The organism is Chelatococcus sambhunathii (genome assembly GCF_001418005.1).
GTDB lineage: Bacteria > Pseudomonadota > Alphaproteobacteria > Rhizobiales > Beijerinckiaceae > Chelatococcus_A > Chelatococcus_A sambhunathii.
Map to the genome: position 1 here is coordinate 17312 of NZ_LIOL01000001.1, position 13914 is coordinate 31225.

General features: G+C 67.7%; 17 protein-coding genes. 10 read left to right on the forward strand and 7 right to left on the reverse strand.

Annotated elements, in window-relative coordinates; genetic code table 11:
- Positions 1-17: 17 nt before the first annotated feature.
- Positions 18-386, reverse strand: coding sequence for a membrane protein insertion efficiency factor YidD (gene yidD / locus ASC46_RS00110; RefSeq protein ID WP_055457284.1), 369 nt, complete (start codon positions 384-386; stop codon positions 18-20).
- Positions 387-516: 130 nt separating this feature from the next.
- Here yidD and ASC46_RS00115 point away from each other — a divergent pair, with 130 nt between their 5' ends.
- Positions 517-1362, forward strand: coding sequence for a MipA/OmpV family protein (locus ASC46_RS00115; protein ID WP_055457285.1), 846 nt, complete (start codon positions 517-519; stop codon positions 1360-1362).
- A gap of 18 nt (positions 1363-1380) precedes the next feature.
- Here the strand turns inward: ASC46_RS00115 and ASC46_RS00120 are convergent, their stop codons facing one another.
- On the reverse strand, positions 1381-1836 hold the full coding sequence (locus tag ASC46_RS00120; RefSeq protein ID WP_055457286.1) for an iron-sulfur cluster assembly scaffold protein: 456 nt from the start codon (positions 1834-1836) through the stop codon (positions 1381-1383).
- 251 nt (positions 1837-2087) lie between these two features.
- Between ASC46_RS00120 and folE the strand changes: the two genes are divergently transcribed.
- From folE to ASC46_RS00135, 3 genes are all read left to right on the forward strand, one after another.
- Positions 2088-2684 (forward strand): GTP cyclohydrolase I FolE, encoded by a 597-nt coding sequence (folE, locus tag ASC46_RS00125; RefSeq protein WP_055457867.1) that lies wholly within the window; start codon positions 2088-2090, stop codon positions 2682-2684.
- Positions 2685-2720: 36 nt separating this feature from the next.
- The gene (gene hisI / locus ASC46_RS00130; RefSeq protein ID WP_055457287.1) at positions 2721-3146 is read left to right on the forward strand and encodes a phosphoribosyl-AMP cyclohydrolase; all 426 of its coding nucleotides are present in this window, start codon (positions 2721-2723) and stop codon (positions 3144-3146) included.
- 134 nt (positions 3147-3280) lie between these two features.
- The gene (locus ASC46_RS00135) at positions 3281-4276 is read left to right on the forward strand and encodes a patatin-like phospholipase family protein (RefSeq protein ID WP_055457288.1); all 996 of its coding nucleotides are present in this window, start codon (positions 3281-3283) and stop codon (positions 4274-4276) included.
- A gap of 14 nt (positions 4277-4290) precedes the next feature.
- Here ASC46_RS00135 and ASC46_RS00140 read toward each other — a convergent pair whose 3' ends face one another.
- A complete protein-coding gene (locus ASC46_RS00140) occupies positions 4291-4722 on the reverse strand; it encodes a CBS domain-containing protein (RefSeq protein ID WP_055457868.1) in 432 nt (143 codons plus the stop codon).
- A gap of 132 nt (positions 4723-4854) precedes the next feature.
- Positions 4855-5661 carry a rhomboid family intramembrane serine protease gene (locus ASC46_RS00145; protein WP_071924486.1) on the reverse strand — a complete coding sequence of 269 codons (807 nt, stop codon included), beginning with the start codon at positions 5659-5661 and terminating at the stop codon, positions 4855-4857.
- 480 nt (positions 5662-6141) lie between these two features.
- On the opposite strand from ASC46_RS00145, the gene ASC46_RS00150 reads away from it, so the two are divergent.
- The 5 genes from ASC46_RS00150 to recQ all read left to right on the forward strand — a co-directional run bounded on the left by ASC46_RS00150 (position 6142) and on the right by recQ (position 11195).
- Positions 6142-6729, forward strand: coding sequence for a PAS domain-containing protein (locus ASC46_RS00150; protein WP_055457290.1), 588 nt, complete (start codon positions 6142-6144; stop codon positions 6727-6729).
- Positions 6730-6902: 173 nt separating this feature from the next.
- The gene (locus tag ASC46_RS00155; RefSeq protein WP_055457291.1) at positions 6903-7523 is read left to right on the forward strand and encodes a PilZ domain-containing protein; all 621 of its coding nucleotides are present in this window, start codon (positions 6903-6905) and stop codon (positions 7521-7523) included.
- 335 nt (positions 7524-7858) lie between these two features.
- Positions 7859-8473 (forward strand): transglutaminase-like cysteine peptidase, encoded by a 615-nt coding sequence (locus ASC46_RS00160; RefSeq protein WP_055457292.1) that lies wholly within the window; start codon positions 7859-7861, stop codon positions 8471-8473.
- 158 nt (positions 8474-8631) lie between these two features.
- Positions 8632-9297, forward strand: a complete 666-nt coding sequence (locus ASC46_RS00165; RefSeq protein WP_055457293.1) for a transglutaminase-like cysteine peptidase — start codon at positions 8632-8634, stop codon at positions 9295-9297.
- 86 nt (positions 9298-9383) lie between these two features.
- Positions 9384-11195 carry a DNA helicase RecQ gene (gene recQ / locus ASC46_RS00170; protein ID WP_055457294.1) on the forward strand — a complete coding sequence of 604 codons (1812 nt, stop codon included), beginning with the start codon at positions 9384-9386 and terminating at the stop codon, positions 11193-11195.
- Positions 11196-11201: 6 nt separating this feature from the next.
- Here the strand turns inward: recQ and ASC46_RS00175 are convergent, their stop codons facing one another.
- A complete protein-coding gene (locus ASC46_RS00175; protein WP_055457869.1) occupies positions 11202-11732 on the reverse strand; it encodes a gamma carbonic anhydrase family protein in 531 nt (176 codons plus the stop codon).
- Positions 11733-11902: 170 nt separating this feature from the next.
- On the opposite strand from ASC46_RS00175, the gene ASC46_RS00180 reads away from it, so the two are divergent.
- Positions 11903-12577: a hypothetical protein gene (locus ASC46_RS00180; RefSeq protein ID WP_055457295.1), complete on the forward strand. Its 675-nt coding sequence runs from the start codon at positions 11903-11905 to the stop codon at positions 12575-12577.
- Between the two features lie 64 nt (positions 12578-12641).
- Here the strand turns inward: ASC46_RS00180 and ASC46_RS00185 are convergent, their stop codons facing one another.
- A complete protein-coding gene (locus ASC46_RS00185; protein WP_055457296.1) occupies positions 12642-12854 on the reverse strand; it encodes a DUF3126 family protein in 213 nt (70 codons plus the stop codon).
- A gap of 79 nt (positions 12855-12933) precedes the next feature.
- On the reverse strand, positions 12934-13773 hold the full coding sequence (gene cysE / locus ASC46_RS00190) for a serine O-acetyltransferase (protein WP_055457297.1): 840 nt from the start codon (positions 13771-13773) through the stop codon (positions 12934-12936).
- Positions 13774-13914 lie beyond the last annotated feature (141 nt).

Below are 13914 nucleotides of genomic sequence, written 5' to 3' on the forward strand. Positions count from 1 at the left end.
AGGTAAGCGTTTTCATCTCAGGGTTGTCCGGACGGCGCTCCTTGCGCGGGCGAGGCACCGTCGCCGCCCGGTTCGACGGCCTCGCAGGCGAAGGCCGGCGGCGCGTTGACGCCGCGCCAGCGCCCATAGGTCCACGGCTTATACCAGGCGCTTGCTGGCGGCAACGCCTCCGGCACGAGATCGATGCCGCTCGTGCCGAGCGGCGTGCAACGGCAGATCCGGGCAAACCCCATCCACCCGCCGGCCCACAGGCCATGCGCTTGGATCGCCTCGTCCGTATAGGCCGAGCAGCTCGGCCAGTGCCGGCACTGGCGCCCGACGAAGGCCGACAGCGTGAGCTGGTAGCCACGAATGAGAAGATGCGCTATCCACTGACCGGGATTCATGTTTCTTGCCGCTGGGGAATCGCCTTCCATATGGCTACGCCTGGAGCAGGCGCTACGTTTCGCGTCGTTTTTGCCACGAAACGTTAACTGCGCTGCGCCAGAGTGCCGGCATTCATTCAGGAGTAGCACATTGTCTGGCAGCCGCGTCGCTCTTGCCGCCACTCTGGCCGCTTCGGCCCTCGGCGCATTCGCATTGTCGTCCACCGCCCTCGCGCAGTCGTCCCGTCCCTATGAGACGACCTTCGCCGGCGAACCGGTCGGTCCCAACGACTGGATCCTCACGATCAAGGGTAATGCCCAGATAACGCCCAAATACGAGGGATCGGACAAGTCGAGCTTCGTCGCCTTCCCGTCCTTCACCATCCGCCGCGCCACGGAGCCCAAGCGCTTCGCGGCCCCGGACGATGGGGTGAGCCTCACCTTCTACGGCAACCCGCTCGTCAGCTTTGGCGTCGTCGCCGCCTATCGGGGCGGCCGCTACTACGAGGACGACCGGCGCCTCTTCGGCCTGTCGAAGATCAACTGGACCATCGAGCCTGGCGTCTTCATCGAACTGTGGCCGACCGAGCAGCTGCGCGCCCGCTTCGAGATCCGCCACGGCCTCAACGGCAGTGGCTTCGTCGGCGGCGTCGGTCTCGACTGGGTACAGCGGATCGATCGCCTCACCATCTCCGGCGGCCCGCGCGTCGTCCTCGCCGACGGCGACTACATGGACAAGTATTATAGCGTGACACCCTACGAGGCCGCGCTCAACGGCCGGGTCTGGCCTTTCAAGGCCGACGGCGGCATGCGCTCCATCGGTGCCGCCGCGGCGGTGTCCTACGACTGGAGCGACGAGTGGAACACCACCGTCTTCGGTCGCTATGACTACCTGACAGGCGACGCGGGCAAGAGCCCGGTGGTGCGTTCCTTCGGCTCGCGCAACCAGTTCAGCGTCGGCGTCACGGCAGCCTATTCCTTCAAGACCACTTGGTAAGTTAGCCACGCCGGCAGCTCAGGCCTCGGCCGCTGGCGCTTCGGTCTTTGCCGCAAGAGCCTTGTCGACCGCCTCGACAACCGCGTCGAAGGTCAGCAGCGTCGAGGCGTGCCGGGCCTTGTAATCGCGCACCGGCTCGAGCACGGCAAGTTCCGCCCAGCGCCCGCCCGGCGGCGGGCCGTTGTCCTTGAGCATGCGCCGCATCGTCTCGCGCAATTCACGCAATTCCGCCGCATCCGCCCCGATGACGTTGCGCGCCATGATGGATGACGACGCCTGGCCGAGGGCGCAGGCCTTCACGTCGTGGGCGAAGTCGCTGACGCGCCCGCCGTCCAGCATCACGTCGACGGTCACCGTCGACCCGCAGAGCTTGGAATGGGCAGTGGCGCTGCCGTGCGGCGCGGCAAGCCGCCCGAGCCGTGGAATGTCCGCCGCCAGTTCCAGAATGCGCCTGTTGTAGATATCCGAGAGCATACCCGCTCCAACCTGACGGATTTGGTTCCATCCGTGCCGGTCCCCTATATAAGGCCCGCAGCATGGATGCAAAAGCGCGCCGCCGACCATAAGCCGGCGCGGAGTGCGGCAGGTGCCGGCGACGACGTGCAGCCGATGCGCGGCAAGGGATGCATTTCGGGTCCGGGGGCCCGTTGCCGATCGGGAGAGGCCGGATGAAGACTGCCGCGAAATCGTCGAACACGGGCGCCGCCGGGAGCGGCTGCAACAAGATGGCGGCACCGCCCCCGAGCCGCGCCGAGGCGGAGGCCGCCGTGCGCACGCTCATCCGCTGGGCCGGCGACGATCCGGATCGGGAGGGCCTCGTCGGGACGCCCGAGCGCGTCGTTCGCACCTTCGAGGAGGTCTACGCCGGCTATCGCGAGAACCCGGCCGATCTGCTCGGCAGCACCTTCACGGATGTGGGCGGCTACGAGGAGATGGTCCTCGTACGGGACATTCCCTTCCATTCCCACTGCGAGCACCACATGGTTCCCTTCGTCGGCCGCGCGCACATCGCCTATTACCCCGCGGGCGGTGTCGTCGGCCTGTCGAAATTCGCCCGCTTGGTCGATGCCTATGCCAGGCGCCTACAGACGCAGGAGACGCTGACGACCCAGATCGCCGATACCATCGAGACGCACCTTTCCCCGCGCGGCACGGCGGTGATGATCGAGGCCGAGCACATGTGCATGTCCATGCGCGGCGTGCAGAAACAGGGCTCGCTGACCGTGACCACCCGCTTCGGCGGCGTCTTCCGCGACGATCCGGCCGAGCAGGTGCGCTTCTTCACGCTGCTGCGCTGCGGCCGCGACCGGACGGCAGGATGATGCCTCGGGGCGGGACTTCGAACCAAGAGACAGGACATGTGCGAACGCTGTGACTTCATCGCCGCGCGCGGCAGCAAGGCGGACGTCGAGGAGGGCGACCGGCTGATGCCGGCCTTCGACGCGAACGGGCTCCTGACCTGCGTCACGACCGACGCGGCAACCGGCGAGGTGCTCATGGTCGCCCACATGAATGCCGAGGCCCTCGCCCGTACCGTCGAGACCGGAGAAGCCTGGTACTGGTCCCGCTCGCGTGCCAGCCTCTGGCACAAGGGCGACACCTCGGGCCAGATACAGACAGTTGTCGAAATGCGCGTCGATTGCGACCAGGACGCCATCGTCCTCAAGGTCGAGGTCGGCGGCGACGGCGGTTGCTGCCACACCGGGCGCCGCTCCTGCTTCTACCGGCGCGTCATCACCGAGCCGGACGGCCGCGGACGCCTCGTCTTCGACGACGCGGCGTGACACGGAACGAGGCGCCCGGGCGACCAAAGCCGAAGGCGCCCAGGGCGACACAAGGACGACATAAGCCTCTTTCATTCATTCCACGGCAACTTCATCCTGCCAGGCTGCATTGTGCTCCTGCGGAGGGCGACCGGATGTTCGAAGACCTCGCATCGCTGACGGCGGCCGTGGCCGTTGAGCCCAACCTGGCCGTGCCGCGGACGCAGCGCCCTTTCGGCATCGCTCTCGGAGGCGGCGCGGCACGCGGCTGGGCGCACATCGGCGTGATGCGCGTCCTGGCGCGTGAGGGCCTCGTCCCGCACGTCATCGCCGGCACGTCCATCGGCGCCGTGGTCGGCGGCTGCTTTGCCTGCGGCAAGCTGGACGAGCTCGAGGATTTCGCACGCTCGCTGACCAAGCGGCGCGTGATGGGACTGATGGATTTTCACCTCAACGGCTCCGGCCTCATTGCCGGTCAGCGCCTCAGGCGCATGCTGTCGCACCACCTCGGCGACATTCGCATCGAGGCCCTTGCGCCCCGCTTCGTCGCCATCGCCACCGAGCTCGGCAGCGGCCACGAGATCTGGCTGACGCGCGGCTCCATCACCGAGGCCCTGCGCGCCTCCTATGCTCTGCCCGGCATCTTCGATGCCGTGCGCCTCGGCGGCCGCTGGCTGATGGACGGCGCCCTTGTCAATCCGATCCCGGTGACGGCGGCCCGGGCGCTCGGGGCGGAGATCGTGCTCTGCGTCAATCTCAACGGCAGCGACACGCGCGGCCGCGGCGCCGTCATTCCTGCGCACGGCACGGATGAAGACCTCAACGAGGAGGAGGCACAGACTAGCCGCGGCCTCTTCGCACCCGTCCGTGGAGCCGCCATGCGCATGCGCCAGTTCGGCCGGCGCTCCGACGGCGCACCCGGCATCGGTGCCGTGATGGTCGATGCCTTCAACATCACGCAGGACCGCATCGCCCGCTCGCGCCTCGCCGGAGACCCGCCGGACGTCATGGTGTCGCCACGCCTCGGCCGCATGGGGCTGTTCGACTTCCATCGAGCCGACGAAGCCATCGCGCTCGGCATGGAAGCCACCGAGCGCGCCCTCGCCGAGTTGCGCGAGATGCTGGAGGTCCCGCTGGCCGAGCGGGGCTGACGGCCCGTGCCCTGCTAGGCCATGGCGATATACTCGCGCATGGCCTTGTGCTCGGCCTCGATCTCCGCCACCCGATACTTGACCACGTCGCCGATGGAAACGAGGCCCGTCAGCTTGCCGTCCTCCACCACCGGCAGGTGGCGGAACTTGCCCTCGGTCATGATCCCCATGATGTCCGTGATCGCCGAGGCGCTCGTACAGGTCACGACCTTCTCGGTCATGTGCCGGCTCACCGCTTCCTTCAGCGCGTCAATTCCCGCCTTGGCGATCTCGCGGACGATGTCACGCTCGGAGAGGATGCCGAGAACCTTGCCGCCCTCGTCCACCACGACGACGGCGCCGATGCGCCGCTCGGCGAGAAGCTGGGCTGCCTCCATGAGCGTCTTGTTCGGAGAAATGGTCACGACGCTGCGGCCCTTGGCCGCCAGGATCTGGGCAACGGTCATCAGCTCCTCCATGCCAGATCGAGGCGCTGGTCCCGTGCGATCGCAACGGCACCAAACGCCTGCGATTCACCCACTTGAGCCATAGTGGTGGCACTCCTCGGCGAGCGCAAGGCGGCCGGGGGATACCGCGGCTCAGTCCGCGCGCTCGCGCGAATGAGCGTGGTCGAAGAGCGGAAAGAGCAGCAGGCCCGCGACGAAGCCGCCGATATGCGCCTCCCAGGCGATGCCGCCCTCGGCCAGACCGAGCGGCAGGGCGGCGACGCCGAAGGCGAGATTGACGACGAACCAGATGCCGATGAAAGCAAGGGCCCGGCGGTTGCGCATGAGCTGGCCGAGGCTCTCGGCCGGCATGCGGTGGGCGCTGAGGTCGATGCCGAACATGTGGCCCCAGTCCGGCCGGAAAACGAAACGCGCGGCCGCCGCCATCACGCCCGAGATGGCACCCGAGGCGCCGATCATCGGCACGACGTCGAACGGCCGGCTCGCGAGATGGGCCAGCGCCCCTGCAATGGCGCAGACAAGGCACAGGACGAGGAAGCGCACCGCGCCGAAGCGCCGCGCAACGGCGCTGCCGAAGGCGAGCAGCCATAGGGAATTGGCCCCGAGATGCGCCCACGAGCCATGGAGCAGTGCATAGGTGACGAGGGCCCACGGCGCGGCACCGTCGCCGAGGACGAGGCGTGCGAACATCTGCCAGTAGCCGCCCTCGGGCATCGCCGCCGCCCGGGCCACGATGGCATCGAGGCTCTCGAAGCCGAGGCCGACGACGAGCCGTGCCGGGATGAAGCCGAAGTCCACGAGAATGCGGAAATCCGTCTCCTCGCCGATGACGGAACGCAGGATATGGATGGCGACGATGACGGCGATCGACCCGACGACGACCGCCGGGGCGTTGAACATCGGCTCGCGCGAGGGGCCGGAGGAAGGCTGGTGCGACATGGGCTCCGAAAGGCAAGCGTCGAAGGTGGCCACGACGCCCGCCGCGGCCGCCGCCGCGGCAACAGGCAACAGTTTGCCCGCCGCGTCAATCCGCCATGGCGCTCAGAGGGCCCACGCGAGCGCCAAGGGGGGAGAGGCTTTTCGCCTCTCCCCCGGTGCCATCCTTGTCCCGTGCCGTGGCAATCACCCGGCATCTCGTTCGACGCTCCTGCTGGCAGGGCCGGAAGACCGCTTGCCGCATGGTCCGGAGCATGACGCGCTGGCCCACAAGGGGCAACGGCAAGGAACGATTAACCCTAACGAAAGGTAAACGTCGGGCACCTCTCCCCATCCCTGGCACGGGTGCTGCATTCTCGAGAACATGATGTCGGCAACCGTGCCGGGCTGGGAGGAAACGGCACAACCACGCGCCGCTCGCCACTCCCCTCCCGCCGGTGCGCCGCACGGTCGCGCACGGAGCCGGGACGACAGCGGGTCAAAATGAAACATGTGACGAGCCGCGCACTCTACGACTACTGGAACCGCCTGCGCGGGGAGCGAGCAGCGCCCGAGCGGGGAGAGATCGCGCCTGGCGAGATCCGCCACATCCTGGGCGACACCTTCATCCTGGACATTGACGGCGGCGAGCCCCTATTCCGCTTGGCCGGCGCGCGGCTGTGCAGCCTCGTCGGGGAGGATCTCAAGGGGCGTGCCTTCACCTCCCTCTGGCACGAGGACAGCCGCCATGAGAGCCGGCGCGCCATCGCCCTCGTCCTCGACAACCAGGCAGGCGTCGTCGCCGGTGCCGAGGCGCGTCCGCACCCGGCAGCGCCTGCCTCGTCGGGGCAACCGCTCGACCTGGAACTCATGCTCCTGCCGCTGCGCTATCGCGGCAAGACCCATGCCCGCATGCTCGGCGCGCTCTCGCCTGCAGCCCCACCCGACTGGCTCGGTCTCGCTCCTCTTCCTCCCCTCGCCTTCACCTCGGCGCGGGTCCTCTGGCCGGAAGGAACCGACCGCCCGGCCGTGGCGGGCGCCGTTCAGGACCGCCGCGGTCATCTGATGGTCTTTCGCGGCGGGCGGGGCTGACCCCCCGGCCGAAGGGCGGACCGCAGCGCTGTCGTCCCGAAGGGCAACAGCTTCGCGCAAGACAAGAGCGCATGACTGTTCACGCGCTTTCGGCGCTTCATGGATCGTCGGGGATCAAGTATCTATTGTACTCGTCCGCTGGCTGATTCTCCGCAGCTTGGTATTTCGACACGATGGCACGGCCGATTTCACCGACAACTATTGCCTTGCGTGCCAACAAGCAGGATCGACGGCGCCATCAGCGGGTGCCGGTCACTCTCGTCGGCCGCTACATGCTGCCGGACAAGCAGGAGTATCCGTGCCAGACGCTGGACATGTCGCCCGGCGGCGTCAGCCTCGTAGCTCCGACACCTGGCGCCATCGGTGACCGGGTCATCATCTATCTCGAGCAGATCGGCCGCCTCGAAGGCGAGGTGACCCGCCATATCGACAACGGCTTTGCCGTGCGCTTCACCGCGACACCACGCAAGCGCGAGAAGATCGCGACCCAGCTGATGTGGCTGGTGCACCGCGACACGCTTGGGCTGCCCGAGGATCGCCGCCACGAGCGCATCGTGCCCAACCGGCAGTTGACGACGATGGCAATCGCCGGTGGCGACCGCCAGACGGTGCGCATCATCGACATTTCGCTGTCCGGCGCCGCCGTTTCATCTGCCGCCGCCCCGGCGGTCGGGACGATGGTCACGCTCGGCCGCACCGAAGGCCGCGTCATGCGCCACTTCGAAGGCGGCTTCGCCGTGGAATTCCTCGTGCCGCTCCCCGAGCAAGACTTCGACGAGACGATCGAGCTCTGATGGTACGCCGCCGGGGTGCCGCGAAGGCAATCGTCCAGCCGCCCTCCGCCGTCATTCCCGCGCTCGTCGCGGGCATCCACGCCATGAAATCGCGCACAAGCCGGGAGGCGTGGATGGCCGGGATAAGCCCGGCCCGGACGCTGGAAGAGGGCGCTCTCCTATTGTCACCGTCGGGTGGACGGCCTCGATAAAATGCGCTGAAATTGAATTAATCCTCGATTTACTTAACAAAACATGCGTTAATGGCCCGTATATCTGTAAAATTACGTTTGTTTTATTGAATGTCGATGGATTTTGCTGCCCTAAGATGTCTCCCGACGAACTGGGAGGCGACAATGAAAAATCCTATCGTCGCATTGGTCCTCATCCTCGCCGGCGCCGTCGCGGCGGACGGTGCCCTGGCGTACGGGCAGCGGCCGGAGCCGACGCCAGCAGCCGCCGAGCACGGCCTCGCCCGCCCGCCGGTCGGCTGGCTGCAATTCTGCAGCATGCACCCGGCCGATTGCGCCGTCGACCGGCAGGAAGAGGCGCAGATCGACCTCGATGCCCGCCGGTGGCGGCTGCTGACCGCCATCAATCGCAAGGTCAACGGCGCCATCGTGCCGCAGACCGACGAGGAGCAGTGGGGCGTCGTCGAAAGCTGGAACTATCCCGACAGCGGCAGGGGCGATTGCGAGGACTACGCGCTGCTGAAGCGCCGGTTGCTCGCCGAGGCTGGCCTGCCCCGGCGGGCGCTGCGCCTTGCCGTCGTCATCGACGAGAACGGCGAGGGCCATGCCGTGCTGATGGTGCGCACCGACCGGGGCGACCTGATCCTCGACAACAAGCGCGACGCCGTCCTGCCCTGGCTCGCCACCGGCTATGTCTTCGTGAAGCGCGAGAGCCAGGATTTCGCCGGCTGGACCTCCCTCGGCCACCAGGGCTCCGAGATGACGGCGAGTCCGCGCTGACGACCCTGCCGGCCTTGCGAGGCCGGCGCTGCGTGCCTCGAAAACCACAGCCATGAACAAATGTTAACCTTGATGAGACGTTGACGCCTGCGCTGCCTTGCGGCATCACCCCCGCCTGTGAAAAGGTAAACGAAGTCTTAAAGGGGTTGGGGCGGTCGATGGGTTCGCGTACCTCCGTCATTCTGGCGCTTGCAGCCTTGTGTCTCGTTTCGCTGGCTGCCACGGCCGAGGCCGATACGCGCAAGACGGCTTCCGTTTCCCAGGCCCGCCAGCTTGAAGTCAATCTCCCCGACGCTTCCTCTGCCATCGAGCGCACGATGGCCCGCCCGCCGGTCGGCTGGCTTGCCTTCTGCCGCACGAACTGGAGCGAATGCACCGATGACGCGGGCGGCCCCAGCATCATCGACCTCGACCGATCGGACTGGCACGACATCGTCCGCATCAACCTCGACGTGAACCGTTCGATCACACCCGTAACAGACATGGAACACTGGGGCGTCGAGGAATCGTGGGACCTGCCGGTCGACGGCAAGGGCGACTGTGAGGATTATGTGCTCATGAAGCGCAAGCTCCTCATCGAGCGGGGCTTCCCTGCCCGCGCCCTGCTGATCACCGTGGTGCGGGACGAGGTCGGCGACGGCCATGCGGTGCTGACCGTGCGCACCACCCGCGGCGACTTCATCCTCGACAACAAGCGCGATTCGATCCTCTCGTGGACGGCGACCGGCTACCGCTTCATCAAGCGCCAGTCGCAGCAGGACACGATGCATTGGGTCGCCCTTGGCCAGCCCGATGCCGGCACGGCCACCGCTGCGGCGCGCTGACACGGCCTGACGGCCGGCGGCCACGTGCGCCGCCGGCGAAAATCGGCTAGCAAGGCACCTCCCTCTCGCCTCCAGCGACTCGCGCCTTGTCAGCCCAGCCCCTCGATATCCTCAAGACCGTCTATGGCTATGGCGCCTTCCGCGGACGCCAGGCGGCGATCATCGACCACGTGATCGCCGGACGGAACGCCTTCGTGCTGATGCCCACCGGCGGCGGCAAGTCGCTGTGCTACCAGATTCCGGCGCTGGTACGCCGCGGCACCGGGCTCGTCGTCTCGCCCCTCATCGCGCTGATGGAAGACCAGGTCGCGACGCTGCGCCAGGCGGGCGTGCGGGCGGCTGCGCTCAACTCGCGCATCTGGGGCGCGGAGAAGGACGAGCTCTGGCACGAGGTGGGGCGCGGAAAGATCGACCTCCTGTACATGGCGCCGGAGACCCTGCTCAGGCCCGAGACGCTCGAGCGGCTGAAGGCCGTTCCCCTGTCCCTCATCGCCATCGACGAGGCCCATTGCCTCTCGCAATGGGGGCACGACTTCCGGCCCGAGTACCGCGCGCTCGACGTGCTGATCGACCTCTTCCCGGAGGTGCCGCGCATGGCTCTTACGGCCACGGCCGACGCCCCGACACGCGAGGAGATCGTTGCCCATCTCGCCATCGGTGCCGGGAACAGCTTCGTCGCTGGCTTCGACAGGCCCAACATCCGCTACGGCGTCGCCGAGAAACAGGGCACGACCCAGCAGCTGCTGCGCTTCCTCGCCGCACGCAAGGGCGAGAGCGGCATCGTCTACTGCCTGTCAAAGCGCAAGACCGAGGAAGTGGCGGCGACGCTCAACGCCCACGGCTTCACCGCCCTCGCCTATCACGCCGGTATGGACATGGCAGCGCGCGAGGCCAACCAGCGCCGCTTCCAGCACGGCGAGGGCCTCGTCATGGTGGCCACGATCGCCTTCGGCATGGGTATCGACAAGCCGGACGTGCGTTTCGTGCTGCATGTCGACCTGCCGGCCAGCATCGAGGCCTATTACCAGGAGACCGGCCGCGCCGGCCGCGACGGGCTGCCCGCCGAGACGCTCATGCTCTACGGCGCCGAGGACATGGCGCTGCGCCGCCGCTTCATCGACGAATCCGACGCCCCCGCGGAGCGCAAGCGCATGGAGCACCGCAAGCTCGACGCATTGCTCGGCTTCGCCGAATCTTGCCAGTGCCGCCGCCAGGTCTTGTTGCGCTATTTTGGCGACGACTGTCCGCCTTGCGGCAATTGCGACGTCTGTCTCGACCCGCCGGAGACCTTCGACGGCACCATCGCCGCCCAGAAGCTGCTCTCATGCATCCACCGCACGGGCGAACGCTTCGGCCAGGGCCATGTCGTCGCCGTGCTCCTGGGCGAGGAGGACGAGCGCATCGAGCGGCTCGGGCACGACAAGCTCTCCACCTACGGCATCGGCCGGGAGTTCGACCGCAACCAGTGGCGCTCCATCATCCGCCAGCTCGTCGCCCACGGCCTCGTGACCGTCGACGTCGCCGGGCATGGCAGCCTCGCCATCTCCGCCAAGGGAGCGCGCTTCCTGCGCGAACGATCCTCGATCATGCTGCGGGCGCTGAAGAAGCCGCAGCCTGGCGGCCGGAAGGCGGCGCGTCGGCAGGCGGTCACGGCGCTGCCGGATGGGGACCGCGAGCTCTTCGAGAAGCTGCGCGCGCGGCGCCTCGAATTGGCGAAGGAGCAGAACGTTCCGCCCTACGTCATCTTCCACGACCGTACGCTGCAGGACATGGCGGCCCGCATGCCGCGCACCCGCTCCGATCTCGCGGCCATCTCCGGCGTCGGCGAGTCGAAGCTCACCCGCTATGCCGAGGCCTTTCTCGAGGTCATCACGGCGCATGCGGCCGAGGCACGCTGAACACGCTCAGTCGAGCCGCTTCAGCCCCGCCGCGAACCGGCGCCAGTTGCCGACATAGCCCATGGCCGACAGCCTGAGCCCGGCGAGGGCCTTCTCGTCGAGGGCGCGCACGGCCCGGGCCGGTGCGCCGACGATGAGCGAGCCGTCGGGAAACTCCCTGCCCTCAGTGACGAGCGCGTTGGCGCCGACGAGGCAATTGTTGCCGATGCGCGCGCCGTTGAGCACCGTGGCGCCCATGCCGATGAGGGTTGAAGCGCCGATGCGGCAGCCGTGCAGGATGGCGTGGTGGCCGATGGTGCAATCCGGCCCCACGGTGAGCGGAAAGCCCATGTCCGTGTGCAGCATGGCGCCTTCCTGAATGTTGCTGCGGTCGCCGATGTCGATCAGCTCGTTGTCGCCGCGCAGCACGGCGCCGAACCACACCCCGACTTCGTCACCGAGCCGGACGCGGCCGATCACATGCGCATCGGGCGCGATCCAGAAACGATCGGCGGCGGGCAATTCGGGGCTGAGATCGCCAAGGGCATAGACGGGCATCACGGTCTCCACAGTCGATGGCGCAAGGAGGGCCCGCCGGAAGCCGCCCGTCAAGCCCGTCCTCCCCGGTTGGGAAGGACAGCGGTGCCGGGCTTGGTTAACGCGGCTTTAGGCAAGATGGCGCAATTTGGCCGCAGCCGCCGTCCGGTGGTCTGGAGATCACGTCAACCATGGTCCTTGCAGCAGAAAGGCTTTTCTCCGTTGTTGCCCGCCGGCTTTCGATCCTGCTGTGCTTGTCGCTCGCCGCGGCGGCCGCGGGCGCCGCCGTGCTGGCCGGCATCTTCTTCCTTCGTCCTGCTGCCCCGGAGAAACCTGCTCCAGCCCGCATCGGCTACGAACTCGCCGGTCACGCGCTGAGCGTGCCCGCATCCTGGCTGCGCGAGACGATGGACCGGTCGGGCGGCACAGTACCCCGGCTCGATCTCGCCATCCCCTGGCCGGGCACCGCTGCCGCCAGCGATGCAGAAATCGTGACTGTCACCCTCGTCCCGGCGGACGCGGCGCTCGACCCTGCCGAGCGGCCGGCGAAGCTCTACTTGCGTTTTCTCGCGCCCGAGACCTGGCCCGGCCCCGGCGGCCTCGTGCTGCGCCGCTTCCGCCCTGGCACGCCCTACGCGGGCGAGGAGCTTTACCTCGCCCCGCCCGACGGACGGCGTTTCTTCGCCCGTTGCACGCGCGCAGGCGCGACGGGCATCGTCGCTCCGCTCTGTACCACGGTGATGCGACTTGCCGGCATCGACGTCATGCTCCGCTTCGACTCCGAACGCCTCGCCGACTGGCCCCGGCTCGGCGCCAGCGCCGAACGGCTCATCGCGATCATGTCGCCGCCGCCCGAGTCGCAATGACGACCCGACAACGAAAAAGGGCGCGCCGGTCGCCGGGCGCGCCCTTCTTGATGGCCTTGCCGGCTCAGTCCTCGAGATCGGCGTCGAGGATCGCCATCTGGAAGCTGTAGGACTTGTCGCCGTCCTCGTCGTCGAGGAAGAGCACACCGACGAACTCTTCCCCGATATAGACCTCCGCCGAGTCGGTCTTGCGCGGGCGCGCAACGACGCGAATGCCGGCATTGGCGAAGGTGCGGCGCAGAAACCGCTCGACTTTGGCAAGTTCGTTCTTGTCCATGGCGCCGCCTCTCGTGTTCGGGTCTTCGGAAGGGCCCCGCTTGCCATGGAACAAGGCCCACGGGCAAGAGCGAAGGCCCTCAATCCCCCAACTTCTCGGCGAGGATCTGGTCCATGCTGCGCGCCGGCTCGGCACAGCCGGCGGTGCCGACGACCCGCGCCGGCACGCCCGCGACCGTCGTGTTGCGCGGCACCGCGTGCAAAACGACCGAGCCGGCGGCCACACGGGCGCACTGCCCTACCTCGATATTGCCGAGGATCTTGGCGCCGGCGCCGATCAGGACGCCCTGACGAATCTTGGGATGGCGGTCGCCGCGCTCCTTGCCCGTGCCCCCTAGGGTGACGCCCTGCAGGATCGACACATTGTCCTCGACGACGGCTGTCTGGCCGACGACGAGCCCCGTGGCATGGTCGAGGAAGATGCCCTTGCCGATGCGGGCAGCGGGGTTGATGTCCGTCTGGAACACCTCGGACGATCGGCTCTGCAGGTAAAGCGCGAAGTCGCGCCGTCCCTGCTGCCACAGCCAGTGGGCCAGCCGGTAGGTCTGGATGGCATGGAAGCCCTTGAAATAGAGCACAGGCTCGATCAGCCGCGTGCAGGCCGGGTCACGGTCGGCGACAGCGACGATATCGGCCCGGAAGGCCTCGCCGATCTCCGGCGAATCTGCGATTGCGGCAGTAAAGACCTGGCTGATGAGCTCGCTCGAAACCACGTCATGGTCGAGCCGCGAGGCGACACGGTGGATGATCGCCGATTCCAGTGTCTCGTGGTTGAGGATGGTGGCGATGACGAAGCCGGCAAGCTCCGGCTCGCGTGCCACCACCGCCTCGGCCTCCTCGCGCAGCCGCGTCCACACCGGATCGACCGCCTCGAGACCATGGCGCCTGTGCTCGCTCGCCTTCGTCTGACCGGGGGCCATGCTCGTCTCCTCGTCGTTGCGCGCCCACGGCCGGACAGCTCGGCCCCACCGCAAGGTGCGCTTAAGTTAGGGCGCCATGGTCGGCACGCCAAGGGGCATGCGGAAGGGTCGCGCGGCAGATTGTATCGTCGCAGGACGCGA

What these genes read in the sequence shown, in the direction of transcription:
- yidD (WP_055457284.1), bottom strand. Translation starts at nt 386, where the DNA reads ATGAATCCCGGTCAGTGGATAGCGCATCTTCTCATTCGTGGCTACCAG.
- ASC46_RS00120 (WP_055457286.1), bottom strand. Translation starts at nt 1,836, where the DNA reads ATGCTCTCGGATATCTACAACAGGCGCATTCTGGAACTGGCGGCGGAC.
- folE (WP_055457867.1), top strand. Translation starts at nt 2,088, where the DNA reads ATGGCGGCACCGCCCCCGAGCCGCGCCGAGGCGGAGGCCGCCGTGCGC.
- hisI (WP_055457287.1), top strand. Translation starts at nt 2,721, where the DNA reads ATGTGCGAACGCTGTGACTTCATCGCCGCGCGCGGCAGCAAGGCGGAC.
- ASC46_RS00135 (WP_055457288.1), top strand. Translation starts at nt 3,281, where the DNA reads ATGTTCGAAGACCTCGCATCGCTGACGGCGGCCGTGGCCGTTGAGCCC.
- ASC46_RS00140 (WP_055457868.1), bottom strand. Translation starts at nt 4,722, where the DNA reads ATGACCGTTGCCCAGATCCTGGCGGCCAAGGGCCGCAGCGTCGTGACC.
- ASC46_RS00145 (WP_071924486.1), bottom strand. Translation starts at nt 5,661, where the DNA reads ATGTCGCACCAGCCTTCCTCCGGCCCCTCGCGCGAGCCGATGTTCAAC.
- ASC46_RS00150 (WP_055457290.1), top strand. Translation starts at nt 6,142, where the DNA reads ATGAAACATGTGACGAGCCGCGCACTCTACGACTACTGGAACCGCCTG.
- ASC46_RS00155 (WP_055457291.1), top strand. Translation starts at nt 6,903, where the DNA reads ATGGCACGGCCGATTTCACCGACAACTATTGCCTTGCGTGCCAACAAG.
- ASC46_RS00160 (WP_055457292.1), top strand. Translation starts at nt 7,859, where the DNA reads ATGAAAAATCCTATCGTCGCATTGGTCCTCATCCTCGCCGGCGCCGTC.
- ASC46_RS00165 (WP_055457293.1), top strand. Translation starts at nt 8,632, where the DNA reads ATGGGTTCGCGTACCTCCGTCATTCTGGCGCTTGCAGCCTTGTGTCTC.
- ASC46_RS00175 (WP_055457869.1), bottom strand. Translation starts at nt 11,732, where the DNA reads ATGCCCGTCTATGCCCTTGGCGATCTCAGCCCCGAATTGCCCGCCGCC.
- ASC46_RS00180 (WP_055457295.1), top strand. Translation starts at nt 11,903, where the DNA reads ATGGTCCTTGCAGCAGAAAGGCTTTTCTCCGTTGTTGCCCGCCGGCTT.
- ASC46_RS00185 (WP_055457296.1), bottom strand. Translation starts at nt 12,854, where the DNA reads ATGGACAAGAACGAACTTGCCAAAGTCGAGCGGTTTCTGCGCCGCACC.
- cysE (WP_055457297.1), bottom strand. Translation starts at nt 13,773, where the DNA reads ATGGCCCCCGGTCAGACGAAGGCGAGCGAGCACAGGCGCCATGGTCTC.